The following is an 18,357-nucleotide window of genomic DNA, read 5'->3' as shown; positions in this document are numbered from 1 at the left end:
CGCGGCGTGTAGCGAACGGTTCCGACGCGTACCGCCTCAGCGGATGACGTCGAGCCCGTTGTTCTTCTCGACGGGCTCGGTGCCGCCGTCCGACTCCCAGGCGGCGCGATCGGAGCCGCCGGATCCCTGAACCGCGTTGCTCGTCTCTGCCGCCCGCGATCGGGAGTCGCCGAGGTCGTCGGCGTCGACCGCGGCGCGGGACTTGTCCGCCTGCTTCTGGGTCGACGGGCCGAGCACCTGCGCGCTCTGGACGCCAGTCATGATCGCCATGACGCGGACCTTCCCCTTGTACTCGTCCTGGATGCGGGCGCCCCAGATCACGTTGGCGCTCGCCTCCAGCCGCTCGGTGATGTTGTTCGCGATCCCCTCGGCCTCCTTCAGCGTGAGGTCCGGGCCGCCCGTGATGTGGACGAGCCCGCCGGAGGCACCGCGGTAGTCGACGTCGAGGAGCGGATGGTTCATCGCGTCGTTGACCACCTCCTGGGTCTTGTTCTTGTCCTGGGTCTCGCCGACGAGCATCACCGCGACGCCGCCCTGGTTCATGATGGTGGACATGTCGGCGTAGTCCAGGTTGATCAGGCTCGGCTGGGTGATCGTCTCGGAGATCCCTTTGACGGTCTCCGCGATGATCTGGTCCATCACGGAGAACGCCTTGCCGATCGGCAGGTTCGGGACGTAGTCGAGCAGCCGGTTGTTGTCGAGGACGATGATCGAGTCGGCCTCGTTACGGAGCGACTCCAACCCTTCCTCGGCTTTCACCGTGCGGGCGCGCTCGACGTTGAACGGGGTCGAGACCATCCCGACGACGATCGCCCCCTGGTCTTTGGCGATCTTCGAGACGACCGGCGCGGCGCCGGTGCCGGTCCCGCCGCCCATGCCGGCGGTGACGAAGACGAGGTCGGCGTCGCCGAGCACCTCCTTGATCGTCCCCTGGGCCATCTCGGTCGCGCGCTCGCCCATCTTGGGGTCACCGCCGGCACCCAGCCCCTGTGTGAGCGACTTGCCCACGAGGATCTTGGTGTCGGCCTCGATCATCTTGAGGTGCTGTTTGTCCGTGTTGATCGCGACGGTGTCGGCGCCGTCGACGCCGATGTTGTACAGACGGTTGACGGTGTTGTTTCCGGCGCCGCCGGCACCGACGATGACGATACGGGGGTCCCCGAACTCGTCGTCGTCCATGCTGGCGTCCATCTCGCGCTTCTCCGCTTCCGCGTTGTCGAGGGCGTCCTGAACGAGATCCTGCATCGATCTACACCTTGGCCCAGCTGCGGTTGCGGCCGCGCTCGTCGCGCTCGCCGTCCTGTTCGCTCAACATGTCGCGGACGGCCGAGCGGATCGCCTCGCTCCGGTTCGGGAACTCACCCGTCTCGACCATCTGTTCGACCTCATCTATCTGCTGTTTCGGGATCCGTAGTGTCACACGCTCCATTGTTGTATTCCCCCGGTAAGACGACGTCCACGACACACGTCGTGCGTCTTACAGGCCGAAACCGCCCGACTGCGGGGACATCCCCTCGTCGGACGCCGTCTGTAAGACGGTCGTCTTACGCGGTTGTAGTCACCGAGGCTACCCTTATAAAATTAACGGCGAGCGTAAGACGTTCTCGAGAAACCGCGTATACTCGCCTGAAACGAGCGTTTTCGCCAGCTATCTGTCCTTGAGCACGTCCGCAGCGGGAGTTCGTCGTCCACAGCCGGGACAGAACGCCCAGTCGGTTCGGACCTCGTCGCCGCACTCACAGAAGGCACGGTGGGACTGTTTCTCACCACAGTTCGGGCAGTATACGTGGTCTTCCGGGACGTTTTCGCCACATCCGCCACAGGCGTTTTCGCCCGTTTGCATCCCGGGATCGGCGCGTGTCTTACGCGTCTCGGGCTCGATCTCGGGTTCCGTCTCCCGTGTCACACGGGCGTCGCCGTCGTCGGCCCCAGGAGCGTCGAGAGTGACGTTTACGTTGATCTCGCCCGGCGTAGACGGCGTATACGCGTCTTCCGGGCGACGCCCCGCACTCCCGAGCCGCTCGTCCAACGCGGCGTCGAGCCGGTCGGCGATCAGCTCGTCGATCCGGTCCGAGAGGGCGGCGTCCACGCCGCCCTCGGAGCCGTCGGTCTCCGACCCGCCGGCCGTACCGTCGAGGTGTGCGCGGAGCGCCTCGCGCATCACCTCGCTTTTGGAGGCCTCACACGCTTCCAGCCGCTCGACGAGGTCGTCGTCGGCTCGGAAGGTGATCTTGCTCATCGGCTACCGATAACCATGGCGAGTACAAGTATCTTCCTCCGCGTCCGACGGGTGACGGACGCGCGTCGTCCAGCGATCCTCGTGGTTTCGTCGAAACGTCCGTGGGCTCCCAAGCGATCCGACCCGACTGGAACCACTCCACCCGAACCATCCGCCTCGAGACCCGACGGTCCGTCTCGAGGTGGGCTCGATCTCCCCTTCCGACAACCATGAGGTGTGGTCACACGTGTGTCTGACACAGGTTTATACGCCTCGCGCGGGCATACGTGTCTACATGAGCAACCGCGTCGAGGACCTCGAACGGCAGGTCGCGGAGCTACAGGCGGCGGTCAACGGGCTCACCGAGGAGCTCGTCGAGATGAAAGAGCGCGTCCGACAGGTCGAGGATGCCCAGGAGGTGGCGATCGACGCGGAGGCGGAGACCGCCGCGGACGCCCCCGCTCCCGAGGAGCCGTCGTCCGACGCGTCCGACACGCCCGAGGGCGAACGGCGAACGCACTCCGACGACCACGTCGAGGTCGTCGAGCGAACCGGCGGACCGTCGAACGCGGAGGGTCCGGAAGCCGACGGGACCGAGAGCGCGACGACGGACTCGCTCGCCGCGGCCGACGGAGAGGTCGACCCCGAGACGACGGCGGCCGACGCGGAGGCCGCTGCCGGCGACGCGGACGGAAGCGAGGCCGAGAGCGAAGAGTCCGACGACAGCGACATCATCGTCGCGTAATCGGCCCTCGCACCACCCCGCATGCACATCACTGAAGTAGTCCTGGACGGGTTCAAGAGCTTCGGACGGACGACGAGGATCCCCTTCTACGAGGACTTCACGGTCGTCACCGGACCGAACGGCTCCGGAAAGTCGAACATCATCGACGGGGTCCTGTTCGCGCTCGGACTCGCCCGAACTCGCGGGATCAGAGCCAAGAAGCTCACGGACCTCATCTACAATCCCGGCCACGACGACGGGGAGGCGTCCGGCGGCCCGAAGGAGGCGTCCGTCACGGTCGTGTTGTCCAACGAGGACGGGACGCTCGACCGCTCGCAGGTCGTCTCGGCGGCCGGCTCCGAGAACGTCGGCGACGTCTCCGAGATCACGATCAAACGGCGGGTGAAGGAGACCGAGGACAACTACTACTCGTACTACTACCTCAACGGCCGCTCCGTGAACCTCTCGGACGTCCGTGACCTGCTCGCGGCCGCGGGCGTCACGCCCGAGGGCTACAACGTCGTCATGCAGGGCGACGTGACCGAGATCATCAACATGACCCCCTACCAGCGTCGGGGGATCGTCGACGAGATCGCGGGCGTCGCGGAGTTCGACGAGAAGAAGGAGGCCGCCTTCGAGGAGCTCGATACGGTGAAAGACCGGATCGGCGAGGCGGACCTCCGGATCGAGGAGAAACGTGACCGGCTCGATCAGCTCTCCGACGAGCGCGAGGCCGCCCTCGAGTACCGGTCGCTCCGCGAGGAGGTCGAGCAGTACCGCGGCTACCGGAAGGCCTCGGAGCTGGAGGACAAACGCGACTCGTTCGCCGAGGTCGAACGCGAGATCGACGACGCCGAGACGGAACTCGAGGAGCTCCGCGTCGAACTCGACACCAGACAGGGGACGCTCACCCGCCTCGAGGAGGACCTCGCCGACCTCAACCACGAGATCGAGACCAAAGGCGAGGACGAACAGATCGCGATCCGCTCCGAGATCGAGGAGATCAAAGGCGAGATCTCCCGGCTGGAGGGGAGGATCGAGACGGCGACGGAGCGCGCCGAGGACGCCGAGACCGAGCGCCGGAACGCGTTCGTCCAGATCGACCGCAAACAGGAGACGATAGACGACCTCGAGTCGGAGATCCGCGAGACGAAGGTCCGGAAGGCGTCGCTCAAGTCGGAGGTCGCGACGAAGCGCTCCGAACTGGCGGACGTGGAAGCCGAGATCGAGGGCGCGGACACCGAGTTCGACGAGCTGAAGACGGAACTCGCGGAGCGGAAGGAACGGCTCGAGTCCCTCCGCGAGGAGAAACACCGCCACCAGCGCGAGAAGGACCGGCTGCTCGACGAGGCTCGCCGGCGCTCGAACGCGGTCGAGGAGGCCCGTGCTGACCTCGAGGCGGCCCGCGAGGAGGTCCCCGAGCTGAACGCGCGGATCTCCGAACTCCACGGCGAGCTCGACAAGGCCGAGCGGAACGAGTCGAAGATCGAGGACGTCGTCGCCGACCTGTTCGCCGAGAAGGCGGAGCGGAAGGAGGAGTTGGAGGCGATCGAGGACGACCTCCGCGAGAAACAGAACGAGTACGCGAAGCTGGAGGCGGCCGCGAGCGAGCGCGGCGACACCTCCTGGCCCCGGGCGGTGACCGAGGTGAAGAGCGGCGGCATCGACGGCGTTCACGGCGCGGTCGGCGAGCTCGGCTCCGTCGAGGCGGAGTACGCCGAGGCGTGTGAGACGGCCGCCGGCGGCCGGCTGGCGAACGTCGTCGTCGACGACGACGGCGTCGGGTCGACGTGTATCGACTACCTGAAACGACGGAACGCCGGCCGGGCAACCTTCCTTCCGATCACGAAGATGGACGACCGCGGACTCCCGCGGAAGCCCTCCATGCCGGGCGTCGTCGACTTCGCGCGGAACCTCGTCGAGTACGACTCGCGCTACGAGCCGGTCTTCTCGTACGTGCTCGGGTCGACGCTCGTCGTCGAGGACATGTCCACCGCCCGCGAGCTGATGGGCGATTACCGGATGGTCACCCTCGAGGGTGACCTCGTCGAGAAGTCGGGCGCGATGACCGGCGGCTCCGGCGGCGGCTCTCGATACGCGTTCACGAAGTCCGGCGGCGGCAAGCTCGAACGGCTCGCCACGGAGATCGGCGGTCTGGAGGACGAACGACGGGAGCTCGAGTCCGAGATCGACGGGTTGGACGCCGACATCGAGGACGCCCGCGAACGGAAGGCGGACGCCGCCGACCGCGTCCGGTCGCTCGAGGGTGACATCGATCGCGCCGAGGAGGAACTCGACGAGACGGAGGCTCGGATCGAGGGCCTGGAGGACGAACTCGACGAGCTCCGCGAGGAGCGCGAGTCGGTCGACGAGGAGATGAGCGGGATCGACGAGACGCTCGACGCGCTGAATGCGGATATCGAGCGGTTGGAGGCCGATGTCGAGGAGATCGAGGCCGAGCTCGCCGATTCGAGGATCCCGGAGCTCTCGGAGCGAGCGGACGAGATACGCGAGGAGATCGACGAGTTGGAGGACCGCATGGACGACCTCGACGCCCGGCAGAACGAACTGGAACTCGAGAAGGGGTACGCCGAGGACGCAGTCGACGACCTCCACGACACCGTCGAGGAGGCACAGAACAGAAAGAGCGAGGCCGAGGAGGCGATCGCCGACCACGAGGAGGCCATCGCGGAGAGGGAGGAGACGCTCGAGGAGAAACGCGAGTCGATCGCGGACCTCGAAGCGGAGATCGCGGACCTGAAGGAGGACCGCGAGGCGCTCCGCGAGGAGATCCGGGAGGCGACCCGGAAACGCGACGAACAGCGGTCGCTCGTCGCCGACGCGGAGTCCGACCTCGAGGACCTGTCCGACCGCCGGGACCGCCTGGAGTGGGAGATAGACGAACTGGAGTCGCAGGTCGGCGAGTACGACCCCGAGGAGGTCCCAGACATCGACGAGGTCGAGTCGCGGATCGAGGAGCTGGAGGCCGAGATGGAGGCGTTGGAGCCGGTGAACATGCTCGCGATAGACGAGTACGAGGAGGTGGAAGCCGAACTCGAGACGCTCGAGGAGCGTCGGGACGTGCTCGCCGAGGAGCGCGACGCGATCACGGAGCGGATCGAGGGGTACGAGGCCGAGAAGAAGGCGACGTTCATGGAGACGTTCGAGTCGATAAACGACCACTTCCGAGACATCTTCTCGCGGCTGTCGGCGGGGAGCGGCGAGCTCCTCTTGGAGAACCCCGAGGACCCCTTCGAGGAGGGGCTGACGATGAAGGCACAGCCCGCGGATAAGCCGGTACAGCGGCTCGAGGCGATGAGCGGCGGCGAGAAGTCGCTGACCGCCCTCTCGTTCATCTTCGCGGTCCAGCGGCACAACCCCGCGCCCTTCTACGCGCTCGACGAGATCGACGCCTTCCTCGACGCGGTCAACGCCGAGCGCGTCGGCGAGATGATAGAGGAGCTGGCCGCGGAGGCGCAGTTCGTCGTGGTCGGCCACCGCTCGGCGCTGTTGGAGCGGTCGGACCGCGCCATCGGCGTCACGATGCAGGGCGACAACCTCTCGGCCGTGACCGGGATGCGGTTCGGCGGCGACGACGGCGACGAGGACGCGGAGGTGACCGCGGATGACTGACGACGGCTCCGCGGACGCGGGGGGAGGCGGCGGCGTGCCCGATCTGGACCTGACGAGCGAGCGCGACGGCGCGACCCCGGCGTTCGGCGGTGACGCCGATACGACCGATCCCGCCGCCAGCGGCTCCGCCGCCGCCGACATCGATTCCGCCGCAACGGACGCCGATGCCGGCGATCCCCCTTCCGACGCCGCCGACGACGAGGTCGAGCCCGTCGAGCTCCTCGTCCAGCTCGCGGAGGAGGGCGAGATCGAGCCGTGGGACATCGACATCGTACAGGTGACCGACGCCTTCCTCGAGAAGCTCGACGAGACCGACCTCCGGACGACGGGTCGCGCGCTGTTCTACGCGAGCGTCCTCCTCCGGATGAAGAGCGACGGAATGTTGGCGGACGACGACGAGGACGACGAGCCGGGGCCGGAGCCGTGGGAGCTGGCGATGGAGGGCGGCGCCGACGACCCCGCGGACCCCGAGTTCGACCCGATCGATCGGTTGGAGGCGGAGATGGACCGGCGGCTCGACCGCAAGAACACCCGAGGCTCGCCGGAGACCCTCGACGAACTCGTCCGCGAGCTCCGCGAGGCGGAACGCGACTCGTGGTGGAAACGGTCCCGCGAGTACGACACCTCGGAGTCGCCGAGCGGCTACGGCCGCGGGACGCAGACGCTGGACTACCACGCCGGCGACGAGTTCCGCCGCGACGGGGAGCCGACCGCGGGCGAGGCGACGGACCGCACCCACGACGAGGACATCGAGGAGGTGATAACCGAAGTCGAGGCCGCGTTGCGCCCGCAGTTCGAGAACGGACGTTCGGAGGTGCTCTTCGCCGAGGTGGAGTCGGCGGGCGGCCGCCCGTTCATGACGTTCCTCGCGCTGCTGTTCATGGCCCACCGCGGATCGGTGCGGCTCCGCCAGGACGACCTGTTCGGCGACCTGTGGATCCGCGATCCCGCCGCGACGATGGGGGAGTCCGAGGCGGTCGCGGACTGAGGGGAGAGCGAGACGAGAAACGCACCGCGGTCCGTCTACAGATACTCGCCGAGCAGCGGTTCGACCCGCTCGCGGGTGTCCGCCGGGATCGCCTCGGTCGGCGTGTTGACGGTTCCCTCGAGCGCGGCGTGTGCGTCGCACTCGTGGTCCGCCGGGAGCGTGCGGACCGCCTCCTCGACGGCGGTCTCGATCGCTTTCTGGTTCCGCTCGGCGTTCTCGAGGACCTCCTCGAGGGTCACCTCGCTGTCCGCCTTCCAGACGTCGTAGTCGGTGACGCCCGCGATCGTCGCGTACGCGATCTCCGCCTCGCGGGCCAGTTTCGCCTCGGGGATCGCCGTCATGCCGACGAGGTCCCATCCCTGTGACTTGTAGAACTCCGACTCCGCGCGCGTGGAGTACTGCGGCCCCTCGATACAGACGTAGGTGCCGCCCTTCACGACGTTCGTGTCGTCGTCGCCGTCACCGCCCACGGCCGACTCGGCCGCGTCGGCGAGGTGGTCGACGAGCTCCGGACTGTAGGGGTCCGCGAAGGGTTGGTGGACGACCACGCCCTCGCCGTAAAACGAGAGGTCACGGTTCTTCGTCCGGTCGTAGATCTGGTCGGGGACGACGAGCGTGCCCGGCTTCAGCTCCTCCTTGAGGCTCCCGACGGCGTTCGACGCGAAGACGTGGGTGACGCCCGCCTTCTTGAGTGCGTACATGTTCGCGCGGTACGGGAGGTCGGTGGGGGACGCGCCGTGGTTCGAGCCGTGTCTGGGGAGGAACGCGACCTCCCGGCCCGTGTCGGCGAACTCGCCGATCGTGACTGCGTCGCTCGGCTCGCCGTACGGGGTGTCGTACTCGACCTCGCGCACGTCGTTCAGTGGAAGCGCCTCGTAGATCCCGCTGCCGCCGATGAAGCCGATGGTGCTCATACGGGAGCGTGTGCCTGCCCGCTACTTATAAAGATTGGAGCGGTCGGGGACGTCGCCGGGGTCGCGGCGAACGGAAACACGGATCGAAGCCGCGTCAGGCCGGGGCCGCGGACTCCGCCTCGATTTCGGCCTCGATGAGGTCCTTCGTGTTCTCCAGGTGGTTTCGAAGCTGCCGGTCGTTGTAACGCCTCGCGACGGGGCCCAACAGCCGGTCGAGGAGGGATTCGCCCATCTCGTAGGTCGCCCGATGGACGATCCGGGTTCCGTCGCCGACCGCCACGTAGCGGTTCCGGGTTTCCCCCCGCATTTCGTCGCTCTCGATCGTCACGAGGAGTTCCCCGTTCGGTTCGACGATCGTCATTTCCATGTCGATCTCCATCGAAACGCCGAGTAGCTTGTACGTGGCACGCGTTTTGGCACCGTCGTCGGTTTCCTCCACGACCTCGAAGTCGCGCAGGCTGGCCATCGTTCGTGGCCAGTTCTCGGGGGTACTGTCGAACGCGAACACGCGTTCGACGGGCGCTGCGATCTCGATCTCGTACTCGAATGTCGTCATGTGTCTCAACTCCTTCGTCGCAACCGAACCACGTAGTCGCCTCCAGAACTGACGGTTCGAGGGATCCACGTCGGTCGACGGTATACCTATAGGTGCGCTGAGGTATTAAACGGGACCTACGCGTGCTCGCCCCTTCACGATGGATCGAGACGTCGAGCGATGTGGCCCTCAAAGCAGCGTCCGGACCGCCGCCAGCGTCAGCGCGCTCACGACGAGCAGGTGGACGAACACCGCGCCGACCGGCGCGAGGCCGACAGCCCGGAGATCGCGAACCCGGATCGAGAGCCCGAGCCCCACGAACGCGACGAGAAAGAGCCCGTCGGAGGTCGCGGTGATGGACTCGATAGCGGCGGGCGAGAGCACCCCGGCGTTGGCGATCGCGGCGACGAGCAGGAAGCCCAGCAGGAACTTCGGGAACTCCGCCCACAGCTCGCGGGCCTCCGGGTCCGTCGCGGAACGCGCCGCGTACGCGACCGAGTAGGCGACCGCGACGCCCCCCAGGAGCGAGTTGCGAGCGAGCTTCGTCACCGTCGCCCACTGGCCCGCCTCGACCGAGTGGGCGAACCCCGCGGCCGCGACCGGCCCGGTCGAGAACATGCTGAGGCCGGCCCACACGCCGAACTGCCGACCGGTGAGCCCGAGCCACTCGCCCGCCAGCGGGAACGCCACGAGCGTGACCGCGTCGAAGAGCAGGACCGTCGCGGCCGCGAACGTGAGCGCCGCGCCGCGCGCCTCCAGCACCCGACCGACGGCCACGACGGCGGAGACGCCGCAGACGCTCGCGCCCGCCGCCAGAAGGGACGGCGTCGTTCCTCCGATCCGGAAGACGCCGCGAGCGATCGCCTCCGAGAGCAGGAGACCGCCGGCGACGACGACGACCACCAGTCCGATGACCGTCGGACCGGCCGCCATCAGCTCCTCGATCGCGATCGCGGCGCCGAGGAGGACGATCCCGGTCTCCAACGCGAGCTTGTGAAGGGACACTCCCGGCTCGGCGACCGCGGGCGTTCCCGCGGTGTTCGCCACGGCGACGCCCAGGGCGACCGCGACGACGAGCGGCTGGAGTCCCGGGACCATCGCACCGAGCAGCGTCGCGAGCAGCGCGCCGCCGCCGAGCAGCAACATCCCCGGAACGTACGGGCCGAGGTCGTCGAGAACCGTCATCAGAAGGGCTGGATCACGAGGTGGACCGCGACGACCGCGAGGCCCAAGAGGAGCGCCTGCCAGCCGCGGTCGAGGGCCTGCCAACGGCGGGCGAGACGCGTGCCCTCGACGCCGCCCGAGCCGTCGCCGTTCTCGTCGGTCATACGGAAGCGGATCCGCGCGTCGGCGTCTTACGAGTGTCGCTCGACGGGGGGATCGCCGGGAACCGGTTCGGGATCGTTCGGCCGGTCGGATCGATCAGTCGCTCGCCTCGATGGCGGTCGAGCCGTTCTCGGAGACGGTCGTCTCGTCTCCGTCGTCGCCGCTCTCGTGGTTCTCGCCGCTCTCGTGGTTCTCGCCGCTCTCGTGGTTCTCGCCGCCATCGAGGCGGGGGAAGTTGTCGATCGTCTCGGCGCGGAACGCCTCCTCGTCGAAGGAGTACTCGGCACCGAGGAACTCGAGGACGGTCCGCGTGTCGACCATGGCGTTCTTCAGCGCTGTCGACGCGCCGGGCGACGGCGTGACGTTGAACAGGATCCCGTCGCCGCGGATCTTCGCCTCGCCCATGTCGAGCTCCTTCGACTCGGTGTCGACGATCTGCGGGCGGACCCCGCCGTACCCCTTCGCGCGGTCGATGTCCTCGACGTCGACGCTCGGGACGACCTTCTGCACGTGGGGGAGGAAGGTGCGCTTCCCGACGACCGGGAGGTCGTACACCAGGTTCCGGACCACGTACGGGAACAGGATCCGGTCCGCGAGGACGTTCGCGTAGCTCAGGAACGACGACGGGGTGAAGCCGAACACGTCGGCGAAGTCGCCGACCGTCGAGAGCTCGCCGCGCTCGAGCGCGGGAACGAGCTTCGCGGTCGGGCCGAACCGAGTGACGCTCGCGTCGTGGACGTCGGCGTCGCCGTGGACCGCGGCGAAGGGCAGCTTCTTCATCTGAAGCGTGTACACCTTCCCGTTCAACAGGTCGTCGGCGAGGAAGAAGCTCCCCGCGACGGGCAGAAGCGACATGTCCTCGCCGTAGCCCATCTCCTGGGCGAACTGGAGGCTGTGTGAGCCGGCGGCGACGGCGACCGCGTCGGCCGCGAAGTCGCCGTCGTCGGTCTCGACGGTGAACCCCTCCCCGCCCTCGTCGACGTTCGTCACCGTCGTGCCGAGGTGGACCGAGACGCCGTCCTCGGCGCGGGCCGCCTCGACGAACGACTCCGCGATCATGCCGTAATCGAGGACGTAGCCGTCGGGCGTCTGGAGCGCGAGCAACTCCGTGTCTGGATCCCGGCCCTCGACGACCTTCGGCTCTATCTCGGCGATCTCCTCGCGGCCGATCGGTTCGAGTTTGGGGAAGAGCTCGCCGAACCCCTCGTCGTGGTAGCGGGCCTCCAGTTCCGCGACCTCCTCCTCGCCGACCGCGAGCACCATCTTGCTGCGCTTGCTGTGCATCTCGCGGTCGGGGTCGACGTTCTCGAGGTACCCCGCGAGCAGCTCCGCTCCCTCCTTGACCTCCTCGGCCTTCTCGAGCGTGTAGTTCGTCTCGATGTCGCCGAAGTGAAGCGTCTGGGAGTTGTTCGTGTGGTGGGAGTTCACCGCCGCGATCTCGGGTTCCTTCTCGATCAGCGTGACGTCGTCGACGTCGGTGAACTTCGAGACCGTGTACAGCAGCGATGCCCCGCTTATCCCCCCGCCGATAACGATGAGGTCTGTGTGGTCGGACATGCGTGAGGCTCCGTCTCACGGAATCTACTGGATCGGGAGTTAACTGACTTGCTATTCCGATCCGTCGGAGTCGGCTCCCTCCGACGTGGCGGACCGGGCTCGAACCGTCCGATATCGCTCCCGAAGCCGCTCGAAGATCGCCCGACCCGTCCCCGTCCGGAGACGGGACTCCGTCGTTGCGAAGAACTCCTCGAGCGCGTCGTACTCCACGAACGCGTCCGGCCTTCCGTCCGTAGGGTCGTACCGGTCGTCGCGCTCGTAGAGGACCGCCTGGAGGCAGGTATCGAGCAGGTCGCACTCCTTGACGAGGACGGCCTCGGGCGTCTCGCGCGCCTCGTACGCCTCCCACGCGTTCCGGACGTCGTCGGGGAGCGGCCCCGCGAGGTCGACCATCGCGGCGCGTTCGGTCGCCTCCTTGCTCGCGTGGTCGGCTCGATCGGCCGTCGAGTCGGCTCGCGTCGCCACGTCGCCCGTCTCCGCCTCGGCGACGTCGTGGACGACCGCGAGCCGGAGCGCGCGGTCGAGGTCGACGCCGGGCAGGTCCTCGCGGAACCGGTCGCCGAGCGCCAGTACGAGATACGCGACGCCCCACGTGTGCGCGGCGACCGACTCCGGGGCGTCGACGCCGCGGAGCTGCCACCCGGTTCGGCCCTCGTCCTTGAGCGCGTACGCCTCGAGGATCGCGTCGATGGCGGCGTCAGTGTCGTCTGCGGCGTCCGGATCTCCCGCGTCCTCCGCGTCCTCCGCGTCCATCACTCACTCCGCGAGCGTCCAGGTCCCCTCGCCGACCGTCTCGATCATCTCGCGACGCTCCATCTCGGCGAGCACCTCGTCGAGTCGCCCGGGCTGGGCGACCTCCATCTCGATTCGACCGACACCGTGGTCCGCCTCGAGGTGGTGTCGGACCGCCTCGCGGTCGAACGTCGTCGCGTCGACGCGGTCCATCGCGCCCGCGATGATGTCGATCATGTCCTCGATGAAGTTCCACGGGTAGACCACCCACGTCCACGTCTCGAGCCGCTCGCCGACGAAGTCGGGGTCGAACTCGGAGGTGTCGAGCAGCTGGAGCGTCGCGGTGCGGACCGTGGCGGCGTCGCGCTCCTCGACGTACTCCTCGGCGCGGCGGATCGAGCCGCCGGTGTCGGCGATGTCGTCGATGATCAACACGTCCTTGTCCTCGACGCTTCCCTCCGGCATCGGGTAGCGGATCTGCGGCTCGTCCGCCTTGTCGGCCGCGCCGACGTAGTGTTCCATCTTGAGGCTCGTCAGGTCGTCGAGACCGAGGAAGTCACAGATACAGCGACCCGCGAACCAGCCGCCTCGAGCGAGCGCGACGACGACGTCGGGCTCGAAGTCGGCGCGTTTCACCTCGTTCGAGACGTTCCGACAGAGGCCGTAGATGTACTCCCAGTTGGTCACGGTACAGTCGAAGTCGTCCGGGAGGTCGCTCATACGTCGGGAGTCGCCCGCGCGAGCATAAGGGTTTGTGGAACCGCGGTCGTCCGTAGCCGTCGACCGCACGCGCCGTCCCGTCGCCGCCGTACCCTCGCGTCCGCCCGTGCCGACACGATTTAGGTGGCCCGCCCGCAACGACCCGCTAATGAGCACACGGACCGCGAGCGAGGAGCGGGCGGTCGTGATCGGGCTGGAGGTCCACGTCCAGCTCGAGACCGACACCAAGGTCTTCTGTGGCTGTTCGACGGAGCCGGCCGAGGACGAGGAGCCGAACACGCGCACCTGTCCGACCTGTCTCGGGCTGCCCGGCGCGCTGCCGGTCCTCAACGAGGCCGCCGTCGAGAGCGCGGTGAAGATCGGGAAGGCGCTCGACGCCGACATTCCCGAGACGACCACGTTCCACCGGAAGAACTACTACTACCCCGACCTGCCGAAGAACTTCCAGCTCACCCAGTACGACGCGCCGATCTGTGCGGACGGCGAGCTCGAGGTGTCCGTCGACGGCGAGCGCCGCACCATCGGGATCACGCGCGCGCATCTCGAGGAGGACCCGGGCAGCATCCAGCACGCGGGCGGCTCGATCGAGTCGGCGACCCACACGCTCGTGAACTACAACCGCGCGGGGACGCCGCTGATGGAGGTCGTCACCGAGCCCGACTTCCGGTCGCCGGCGGAGACCCGCGCGTTCCTGGCGAAACTCGAGGAGGTGCTCGAGTACCTCGGCGTCTTCGACGCGACGCGGGACGGCAGCCTCCGCGTCGACGCCAACGTCTCGCTCGTCGACGCCGACGAGGTCGCCGAGGACGGCTCCGTCCCCGAGTCGGTGCTCGCCGACGCCAACCGCGCCGAGGTGAAGAACATCTCGAGTCACAGGGGCGCGGAGAAGGCGCTCGCCTACGAGATCACCCGCCAGCGCAACGTGCTCCGGCGCGGCCGCGAGATCGAACAGGAGACCCGCCACTGGGACGAGGCGCGCGGCGTCACCGTTTCGATGCGCTCGAAGGAGGCCGAGAAGGACTACCGCTACTTCCGGGAGGCGGACCTCCCCGCCCTGGAGGTGGCCGACTGGAAGGAACGGATCCCGATCCCCGAGCTGCCCGACGCCCGCCGCGAGCGCTTCCGCGAGGAGTACGGCCTCGACGGGGAGGCCGCCTCGAAGCTGACCTCGACGAAGGAGGTCGCCGACTTCTTCGAGGACGTCGCCGGCGAGTACGACCCCGAGCTGGCGGCGACGTGGGTCGCCGACAACCTGCTCGGCGAGCTCAACTACCGCGAGCTGGAGATCACCGACGTGACCGACCGGCTCGACGAGTTCAAACGGCTGATCGAGCTGGTGGACGCCGAGGAGCTGACGGTCAAGAACGCCGAGGAGGTCGTCCTCCGCGAGATGCTCGACGAGGGCGACGACCCCGACGCCGTGATCGACCGCGAGGGGCTCGGCAAGGCCGAGGCCGGCGAGGTCGAGACCGCGGTCGACGCCGCCATCGACGACAACCCGGAGGCGGTCGCGGACTACCACGACGGCGACGACGGCGCGATCAACTTCCTCGTCGGACAGGTGATGCAGGCGACCGGCGGGAGCGCCGACCCCGGCCAGGTCAACGGGCTCCTCCGCGAGCGGCTGGACGGGTAAACGAATGGGGACGCGAGGGGGTTCGGAGGTCGACGCATGGACGTGACCGTCGACGTCGTCGGCGGCGACGAGGAGGTACACGCCGTCGACGAGGACGCGACCTACGCCGACCTGATACGCGCCGCCGGCTTCCACCCCCAGGAGGCGTCGGTCCTCGTCGACGGCTCCCCCGTCCCCGGCGACCGCCCCGTCGACGCCGACCGGGTACGGCTGCTCCGGCTGATCCAGGGCGGGGCTGGCGAGGGGTCGGACCGGGACGCGTGAGCGACCGCTCCCCGCCGGACGGCGTCGGCGTCGAGACCGCGACCCCCGACGACCGGCTCGACGTCCTCCGCGTGCTCGACGCCGCGATGCTCGAGACCGACGCGGACGGCCTTATCGACCGGATCGACGCCGGGGACGTCCTCGTCGCCCGTTTCGAGCGCACCGGTTCGGTCGTCGGGGCACTGGTGACGACCCGTCCGGAACCGGGACGTCGCCACGTCGACGCGGTCGCGGTCAGGCGGGCGCGACGCGGCAGGGGGATCGGGTCCGCGCTCGTCGCCGGCGCGGTTCGGGCCGCCGAGTCCGACCCGGAGACCGACCGCGTCACCGCGGCGTTCGACGCGGAGTTGGAGGCGTTCTACGTGGACCTCGGGTTCGTGATCGAGTCGACTGGAGACGACGACGGAGGGACCCGGATCTCCGGTCGACGGGAGGTCGGAGCCTCGACCGGCGGGAAGGACTGACTCTCACGCCGACGGCCGCGAGCCGGGCGACGTCGACGGTCGTCCGGTTCCCGATCGTTTTATCCTCGGACCGAGCGGCCGATCCGTATGGATCGCCCCCGACTCGACGCCGGCGCCGACGTGGGACCGCTCCTCCGGCGCGGGGGCGCGGTCGTCGTCGACGCGCTGGTCGTCGGTCTCCTCCTCGGGCTCGCCGGGGTCGCGCTCTCGCTTCTCGCCGGCGTCGCCCCGCTTTCGGGACGGTGGGCCTTCCCGATCGCGTACCTCGGCTACCACGTCGTCTTCGAGGGGACGCTCGCGCGAACGCCCGGCAAGCGACTGTTCGGGCTCGTCGTCCTCGGGTCCGACGGCTCGCCGTGTGGACCGCGTGCGGCGGCGGTCCGGACGCTCCTGCGGGTCGTCGACGGCGCGGTCTTCTACCTGGTCGGAGCCGCGGTCGTCGTCCTCACCGACGGCGACCGGCGGGTCGGCGACCACGTCGCGGGGACGCGAGTCGTGCGCGACGGAGACTGAGCGGGCCGCTCGGGGACGAGCGAGTCGAAAAGGGCGGGTCGTTTCGAGGAGGCCGGCCGCCTATCGCTCGCCGAACCGCTCGTCGAAGAGGGCGACCACCCGGCGTTCGATCTCGTCGCGGATCTCTCGGACCTCCTCGATCGGGCGCTCGCCGGGGTCGTCGAGGTCCCAATCGTCGGTGTCGACGCCGGGCAGCTCCAGCGTCGAACACCCCATCGTCGCGACGAAGTCCGACGCCGCGAGCGTCGTCTCCGACACGTGTCGGGGGGTCCGTCCGTTCACGTCGAGTCCGACCTCCGCGAGCGCCTCGACGACCACGTCGTGGACCTCGTCGGCGGGAGCCGTCCCGCCGGTGACGATCTCGACTACGTCCTCGAGACCGCGCTCGGCGCGCTCGCGCTCCGCGAACGCCGTGGCCATCTGGCTGCGCCCGGCGTTCCGCACGCACATGAACGTGAGCGTCGTGGGTTCGGCGTCGCCGCCGATCGGTTCCGTGTCGTCGTCCGGGGTGTCGGTGGATGTCATGACGTCCTCTCGGTTCCGCGTGTCGCCGCCTCGGTAGCCCGGTTCGTCGTCGGCTCAGTAGATCAGTTCGTCGTCGTTCTCGACCATGTACAGCGTCCGAGCGGCGATGTTGACCGCGTGGTCGCCCACGCGCTCGATGTCCCGTATCGCCAGCAGCGCGCGGGAGACGTCGTCGATCGCGGCGGCCAGCTCGTCGGCCTCCGTCTCGACGTTCCGGTCCGCTCCGGCCGCCTCGACCCGCGCGCGGTCGGCCTCGAGCAGGTCGCGGACGACCGCCTCGCTCGCCCGCCGACACCGCTCGTCGAGGTCGTCGTCGCGGGCGGCGACCGCCCGACACGCCTCGGGGTCTCCCGCCTCGTAGGCGGCCACCGCGTCGGCGACCATGTCGCCGGCGGCGTGGCCGAGTTTCCGGAACTCGACCGCCGGATGGAGTCCGCCGTCGTCGCCGCCGTAGCCGGCGAGGTTGGTCGCGAGGTCGGCGACGCGCTCGAGGTCGGTGATCACCTTGAACGAGGCCGTCACCAGCCGGAGGTCGCCCGCGACCGGCTGCTGGAGCGCGAGCAGTTCGGTACACTCCTCCTCGAGTTCGAGGTAGCGCTCGTTGACCTCGTGGTCACCCTCGATGACGTCCCGTGCGAGGTCGTCGTCGCCGGTCTCGGCCGCCTCGATCGCGGCGTCGTACCGCTCGAGAACGAGGTCGCCCATGCCGACGACGTCCTCGCTGAGGTCCTCGAGCCGCTTTTGGTAGTTCTCTCTGGGCATCTACCCGAACTTCCCCGTGATGTAGTCCTCGACGCGCTGTTCTTCGGGGTCCTCGAAGATCTTCGCCGTGTCGTCGTATTCCACGAGCCGGCCGCCGGTGAGGAACACGGCGGTCCGGTCCGAGATCCGGGCCGCCTGTTGCATGTTGTGCGTGACGATGATGACCGTGTACTCCTCGGCGAGGTCGTCGATCAGGTCCTCGATCTTCGAGGCCGCGACGGGGTCGAGCGCCGAGGTCGGCTCGTCCATCAGGATCACTTCGGGGTCGGGTGCGATCGCCCGGGCGATACAGAGCCGCTGTTGTTGGCCGCCGGAGAGGTCGAGTCCCGACGAGTCGAGCTGGTCCTTCACCTCGTCCCACAGCGCCGCTCCCTTCAGCGACTCCTCGACGCGCTCGTCGACGTCGCCGTCGAATCCCTGGATCTTCAGGCCGTAGGCGACGTTGTCGCGGATCGATTTGGGGAAGGGGTTCGGCTTCTGGAACACCATGCCGATCCTCCGGCGTAAGGCGACCGGGTCGACGTCGGCGTCGTACACGTTCTTGCCGCCGAATTCCACTTCCCCCTCGACCCGGCAGACCTCGATCATGTCGTTCATCCGGTTGATACACCGGAGGAACGTCGATTTTCCACAGCCTGACGGGCCGATGAGCGCGGTCACTCGATTTTCGGGGATATCCATCGACACGTCGTCTATCGCCTGTTCGTCCCCGTAGTAGACGTTCAGGTCGCGCGTGGCGACCGCAGTCGCCCGGCTCTCGGCGGTTCGGTCGTTCGATCCGGTCTCTACGTCGGTCGTGATGAGCGAATCGCTCGATCGCGTGTCGCTCGATGGTGTGTTACTCAT

20 protein-coding genes are annotated in these 18,357 nt (G+C 68.4%); 7 read left to right on the top strand and 13 right to left on the bottom strand.

The features are described from left to right. Positions 1 to 36 precede the first annotated feature (36 nt). From ftsZ to EAO78_RS01080, 3 genes are all read right to left on the bottom strand, one after another. Positions 37 to 1,245: a cell division protein FtsZ gene (gene ftsZ / locus EAO78_RS01090; RefSeq protein ID WP_122104014.1), complete on the bottom strand. Its 1,209-nt coding sequence runs from the start codon at positions 1,243 to 1,245 to the stop codon at positions 37 to 39. A 4-nt stretch (positions 1,246 to 1,249) separates the two neighbouring features. Beyond that, the gene (locus EAO78_RS01085) at positions 1,250 to 1,429 is read right to left on the bottom strand and encodes a ribbon-helix-helix domain-containing protein (protein ID WP_122104013.1); all 180 of its coding nucleotides are present in this window, start codon (positions 1,427 to 1,429) and stop codon (positions 1,250 to 1,252) included. A 219-nt stretch (positions 1,430 to 1,648) separates the two neighbouring features. Next, positions 1,649 to 2,239, bottom strand: coding sequence for a double zinc ribbon domain-containing protein (locus EAO78_RS01080; protein WP_122104012.1), 591 nt, complete (start codon positions 2,237 to 2,239; stop codon positions 1,649 to 1,651). A gap of 274 nt (positions 2,240 to 2,513) precedes the next feature. Between EAO78_RS01080 and EAO78_RS01075 the strand changes: the two genes are divergently transcribed. From EAO78_RS01075 to EAO78_RS01065, 3 genes are read left to right on the top strand one after another with little or no spacing between them, the layout of a single operon-like run. Beyond that, positions 2,514 to 2,963, top strand: coding sequence for a DUF7518 family protein (locus tag EAO78_RS01075; RefSeq protein WP_122104011.1), 450 nt, complete (start codon positions 2,514 to 2,516; stop codon positions 2,961 to 2,963). Between the two features lie 21 nt (positions 2,964 to 2,984). After that, positions 2,985 to 6,575, top strand: a complete 3,591-nt coding sequence (smc, locus tag EAO78_RS01070; RefSeq protein ID WP_122104010.1) for a chromosome segregation protein SMC — start codon at positions 2,985 to 2,987, stop codon at positions 6,573 to 6,575. Next, on the top strand, positions 6,568 to 7,563 hold the full coding sequence (locus EAO78_RS01065; protein ID WP_122104009.1) for a segregation and condensation protein A: 996 nt from the start codon (positions 6,568 to 6,570) through the stop codon (positions 7,561 to 7,563). The genes smc and EAO78_RS01065 overlap by 8 nt, the downstream gene beginning before the upstream one ends. A gap of 35 nt (positions 7,564 to 7,598) precedes the next feature. Here EAO78_RS01065 and mtnP read toward each other — a convergent pair whose 3' ends face one another. The 7 genes from mtnP to EAO78_RS01035 form a co-directional block, all read right to left on the bottom strand. Next, a complete protein-coding gene (mtnP, locus tag EAO78_RS01060) occupies positions 7,599 to 8,477 on the bottom strand; it encodes an S-methyl-5'-thioadenosine phosphorylase (protein WP_122104008.1) in 879 nt (292 codons plus the stop codon). A 94-nt stretch (positions 8,478 to 8,571) separates the two neighbouring features. Beyond that, complete coding sequence (locus tag EAO78_RS01055) at positions 8,572 to 9,033, bottom strand: SRPBCC family protein (protein WP_122104007.1); 462 nt, start codon at positions 9,031 to 9,033, stop codon at positions 8,572 to 8,574. A 168-nt stretch (positions 9,034 to 9,201) separates the two neighbouring features. Beyond that, complete coding sequence (locus tag EAO78_RS01050; protein ID WP_122104006.1) at positions 9,202 to 10,197, bottom strand: YeiH family protein; 996 nt, start codon at positions 10,195 to 10,197, stop codon at positions 9,202 to 9,204. Further along, positions 10,197 to 10,340, bottom strand: coding sequence for a hypothetical protein (locus EAO78_RS18030; RefSeq protein WP_203227802.1), 144 nt, complete (start codon positions 10,338 to 10,340; stop codon positions 10,197 to 10,199). The genes EAO78_RS01050 and EAO78_RS18030 overlap by 1 nt, the downstream gene beginning before the upstream one ends. Before the next feature lie 94 nt (positions 10,341 to 10,434). Then, a complete protein-coding gene (locus EAO78_RS01045; RefSeq protein ID WP_122104005.1) occupies positions 10,435 to 11,895 on the bottom strand; it encodes an FAD-dependent oxidoreductase in 1,461 nt (486 codons plus the stop codon). A gap of 51 nt (positions 11,896 to 11,946) precedes the next feature. Next, the gene (locus tag EAO78_RS01040; protein WP_122104004.1) at positions 11,947 to 12,648 is read right to left on the bottom strand and encodes an HD domain-containing protein; all 702 of its coding nucleotides are present in this window, start codon (positions 12,646 to 12,648) and stop codon (positions 11,947 to 11,949) included. A gap of 3 nt (positions 12,649 to 12,651) precedes the next feature. Then, positions 12,652 to 13,347, bottom strand: coding sequence for a phosphoribosyltransferase (locus EAO78_RS01035; protein WP_122104003.1), 696 nt, complete (start codon positions 13,345 to 13,347; stop codon positions 12,652 to 12,654). 148 nt (positions 13,348 to 13,495) lie between these two features. Here EAO78_RS01035 and gatB point away from each other — a divergent pair, with 148 nt between their 5' ends. The 4 genes from gatB (at position 13,496) to EAO78_RS01015 (ending at position 16,224) form a co-directional block, all read left to right on the top strand. After that, entirely contained in the window at positions 13,496 to 14,983 is a 1,488-nt protein-coding gene (gene gatB, locus EAO78_RS01030) for an Asp-tRNA(Asn)/Glu-tRNA(Gln) amidotransferase subunit GatB (RefSeq protein WP_122104002.1), read from the top strand. A gap of 36 nt (positions 14,984 to 15,019) precedes the next feature. Further along, positions 15,020 to 15,247 (top strand): ubiquitin-like small modifier protein SAMP2, encoded by a 228-nt coding sequence (gene samp2 / locus EAO78_RS01025; RefSeq protein WP_122104001.1) that lies wholly within the window; start codon positions 15,020 to 15,022, stop codon positions 15,245 to 15,247. After that, the gene (locus tag EAO78_RS01020) at positions 15,244 to 15,711 is read left to right on the top strand and encodes a GNAT family N-acetyltransferase (RefSeq protein WP_238987590.1); all 468 of its coding nucleotides are present in this window, start codon (positions 15,244 to 15,246) and stop codon (positions 15,709 to 15,711) included. Before samp2 ends, EAO78_RS01020 begins: the two co-directional genes overlap by 4 nt. An 87-nt stretch (positions 15,712 to 15,798) precedes the next feature. Further along, complete coding sequence (locus tag EAO78_RS01015) at positions 15,799 to 16,224, top strand: RDD family protein (protein ID WP_122104000.1); 426 nt, start codon at positions 15,799 to 15,801, stop codon at positions 16,222 to 16,224. A gap of 60 nt (positions 16,225 to 16,284) precedes the next feature. On the opposite strand, the gene EAO78_RS01010 is transcribed toward EAO78_RS01015, so the two are convergent. The 3 genes from EAO78_RS01010 to pstB are packed head-to-tail and all read right to left on the bottom strand — an operon-like array spanning position 16,285 to position 18,357. Continuing rightward, positions 16,285 to 16,749 (bottom strand): arsenate-mycothiol transferase ArsC, encoded by a 465-nt coding sequence (locus EAO78_RS01010; protein WP_203227801.1) that lies wholly within the window; start codon positions 16,747 to 16,749, stop codon positions 16,285 to 16,287. Positions 16,750 to 16,803: 54 nt separating this feature from the next. Next, positions 16,804 to 17,511 (bottom strand): phosphate signaling complex protein PhoU, encoded by a 708-nt coding sequence (gene phoU / locus EAO78_RS01005; RefSeq protein ID WP_122103999.1) that lies wholly within the window; start codon positions 17,509 to 17,511, stop codon positions 16,804 to 16,806. Continuing rightward, positions 17,512 to 18,357, bottom strand: coding sequence for a phosphate ABC transporter ATP-binding protein PstB (gene pstB / locus EAO78_RS01000; RefSeq protein WP_122103998.1), 846 nt, complete (start codon positions 18,355 to 18,357; stop codon positions 17,512 to 17,514). It lies immediately after the preceding gene.

It is taken from the genome of Halobellus captivus (assembly GCF_003697845.1).
Classification (GTDB): Archaea; Halobacteriota; Halobacteria; order Halobacteriales; family Haloferacaceae; genus Halorubrum; species Halorubrum glutamatedens.
This window is presented reverse-complemented; position numbering and strand designations above follow the sequence as displayed.

What these genes read in the sequence shown, in the direction of transcription:
- ftsZ (WP_122104014.1), bottom strand. Translation starts at nt 1,245, where the DNA reads ATGCAGGATCTCGTTCAGGACGCCCTCGACAACGCGGAAGCGGAGAAG.
- EAO78_RS01085 (WP_122104013.1), bottom strand. Translation starts at nt 1,429, where the DNA reads ATGGAGCGTGTGACACTACGGATCCCGAAACAGCAGATAGATGAGGTC.
- EAO78_RS01080 (WP_122104012.1), bottom strand. Translation starts at nt 2,239, where the DNA reads ATGAGCAAGATCACCTTCCGAGCCGACGACGACCTCGTCGAGCGGCTG.
- EAO78_RS01075 (WP_122104011.1), top strand. Translation starts at nt 2,514, where the DNA reads ATGAGCAACCGCGTCGAGGACCTCGAACGGCAGGTCGCGGAGCTACAG.
- smc (WP_122104010.1), top strand. Translation starts at nt 2,985, where the DNA reads ATGCACATCACTGAAGTAGTCCTGGACGGGTTCAAGAGCTTCGGACGG.
- EAO78_RS01065 (WP_122104009.1), top strand. Translation starts at nt 6,568, where the DNA reads ATGACTGACGACGGCTCCGCGGACGCGGGGGGAGGCGGCGGCGTGCCC.
- mtnP (WP_122104008.1), bottom strand. Translation starts at nt 8,477, where the DNA reads ATGAGCACCATCGGCTTCATCGGCGGCAGCGGGATCTACGAGGCGCTT.
- EAO78_RS01055 (WP_122104007.1), bottom strand. Translation starts at nt 9,033, where the DNA reads ATGACGACATTCGAGTACGAGATCGAGATCGCAGCGCCCGTCGAACGC.
- EAO78_RS01050 (WP_122104006.1), bottom strand. Translation starts at nt 10,197, where the DNA reads ATGACGGTTCTCGACGACCTCGGCCCGTACGTTCCGGGGATGTTGCTG.
- EAO78_RS18030 (WP_203227802.1), bottom strand. Translation starts at nt 10,340, where the DNA reads ATGACCGACGAGAACGGCGACGGCTCGGGCGGCGTCGAGGGCACGCGT.
- EAO78_RS01045 (WP_122104005.1), bottom strand. Translation starts at nt 11,895, where the DNA reads ATGTCCGACCACACAGACCTCATCGTTATCGGCGGGGGGATAAGCGGG.
- EAO78_RS01040 (WP_122104004.1), bottom strand. Translation starts at nt 12,648, where the DNA reads ATGGACGCGGAGGACGCGGAGGACGCGGGAGATCCGGACGCCGCAGAC.
- EAO78_RS01035 (WP_122104003.1), bottom strand. Translation starts at nt 13,347, where the DNA reads ATGAGCGACCTCCCGGACGACTTCGACTGTACCGTGACCAACTGGGAG.
- gatB (WP_122104002.1), top strand. Translation starts at nt 13,496, where the DNA reads ATGAGCACACGGACCGCGAGCGAGGAGCGGGCGGTCGTGATCGGGCTG.
- samp2 (WP_122104001.1), top strand. Translation starts at nt 15,020, where the DNA reads ATGGACGTGACCGTCGACGTCGTCGGCGGCGACGAGGAGGTACACGCC.
- EAO78_RS01015 (WP_122104000.1), top strand. Translation starts at nt 15,799, where the DNA reads ATGGATCGCCCCCGACTCGACGCCGGCGCCGACGTGGGACCGCTCCTC.
- EAO78_RS01010 (WP_203227801.1), bottom strand. Translation starts at nt 16,749, where the DNA reads ATGACATCCACCGACACCCCGGACGACGACACGGAACCGATCGGCGGC.
- phoU (WP_122103999.1), bottom strand. Translation starts at nt 17,511, where the DNA reads ATGCCCAGAGAGAACTACCAAAAGCGGCTCGAGGACCTCAGCGAGGAC.
- pstB (WP_122103998.1), bottom strand. Translation starts at nt 18,357, where the DNA reads ATGAGTAACACACCATCGAGCGACACGCGATCGAGCGATTCGCTCATC.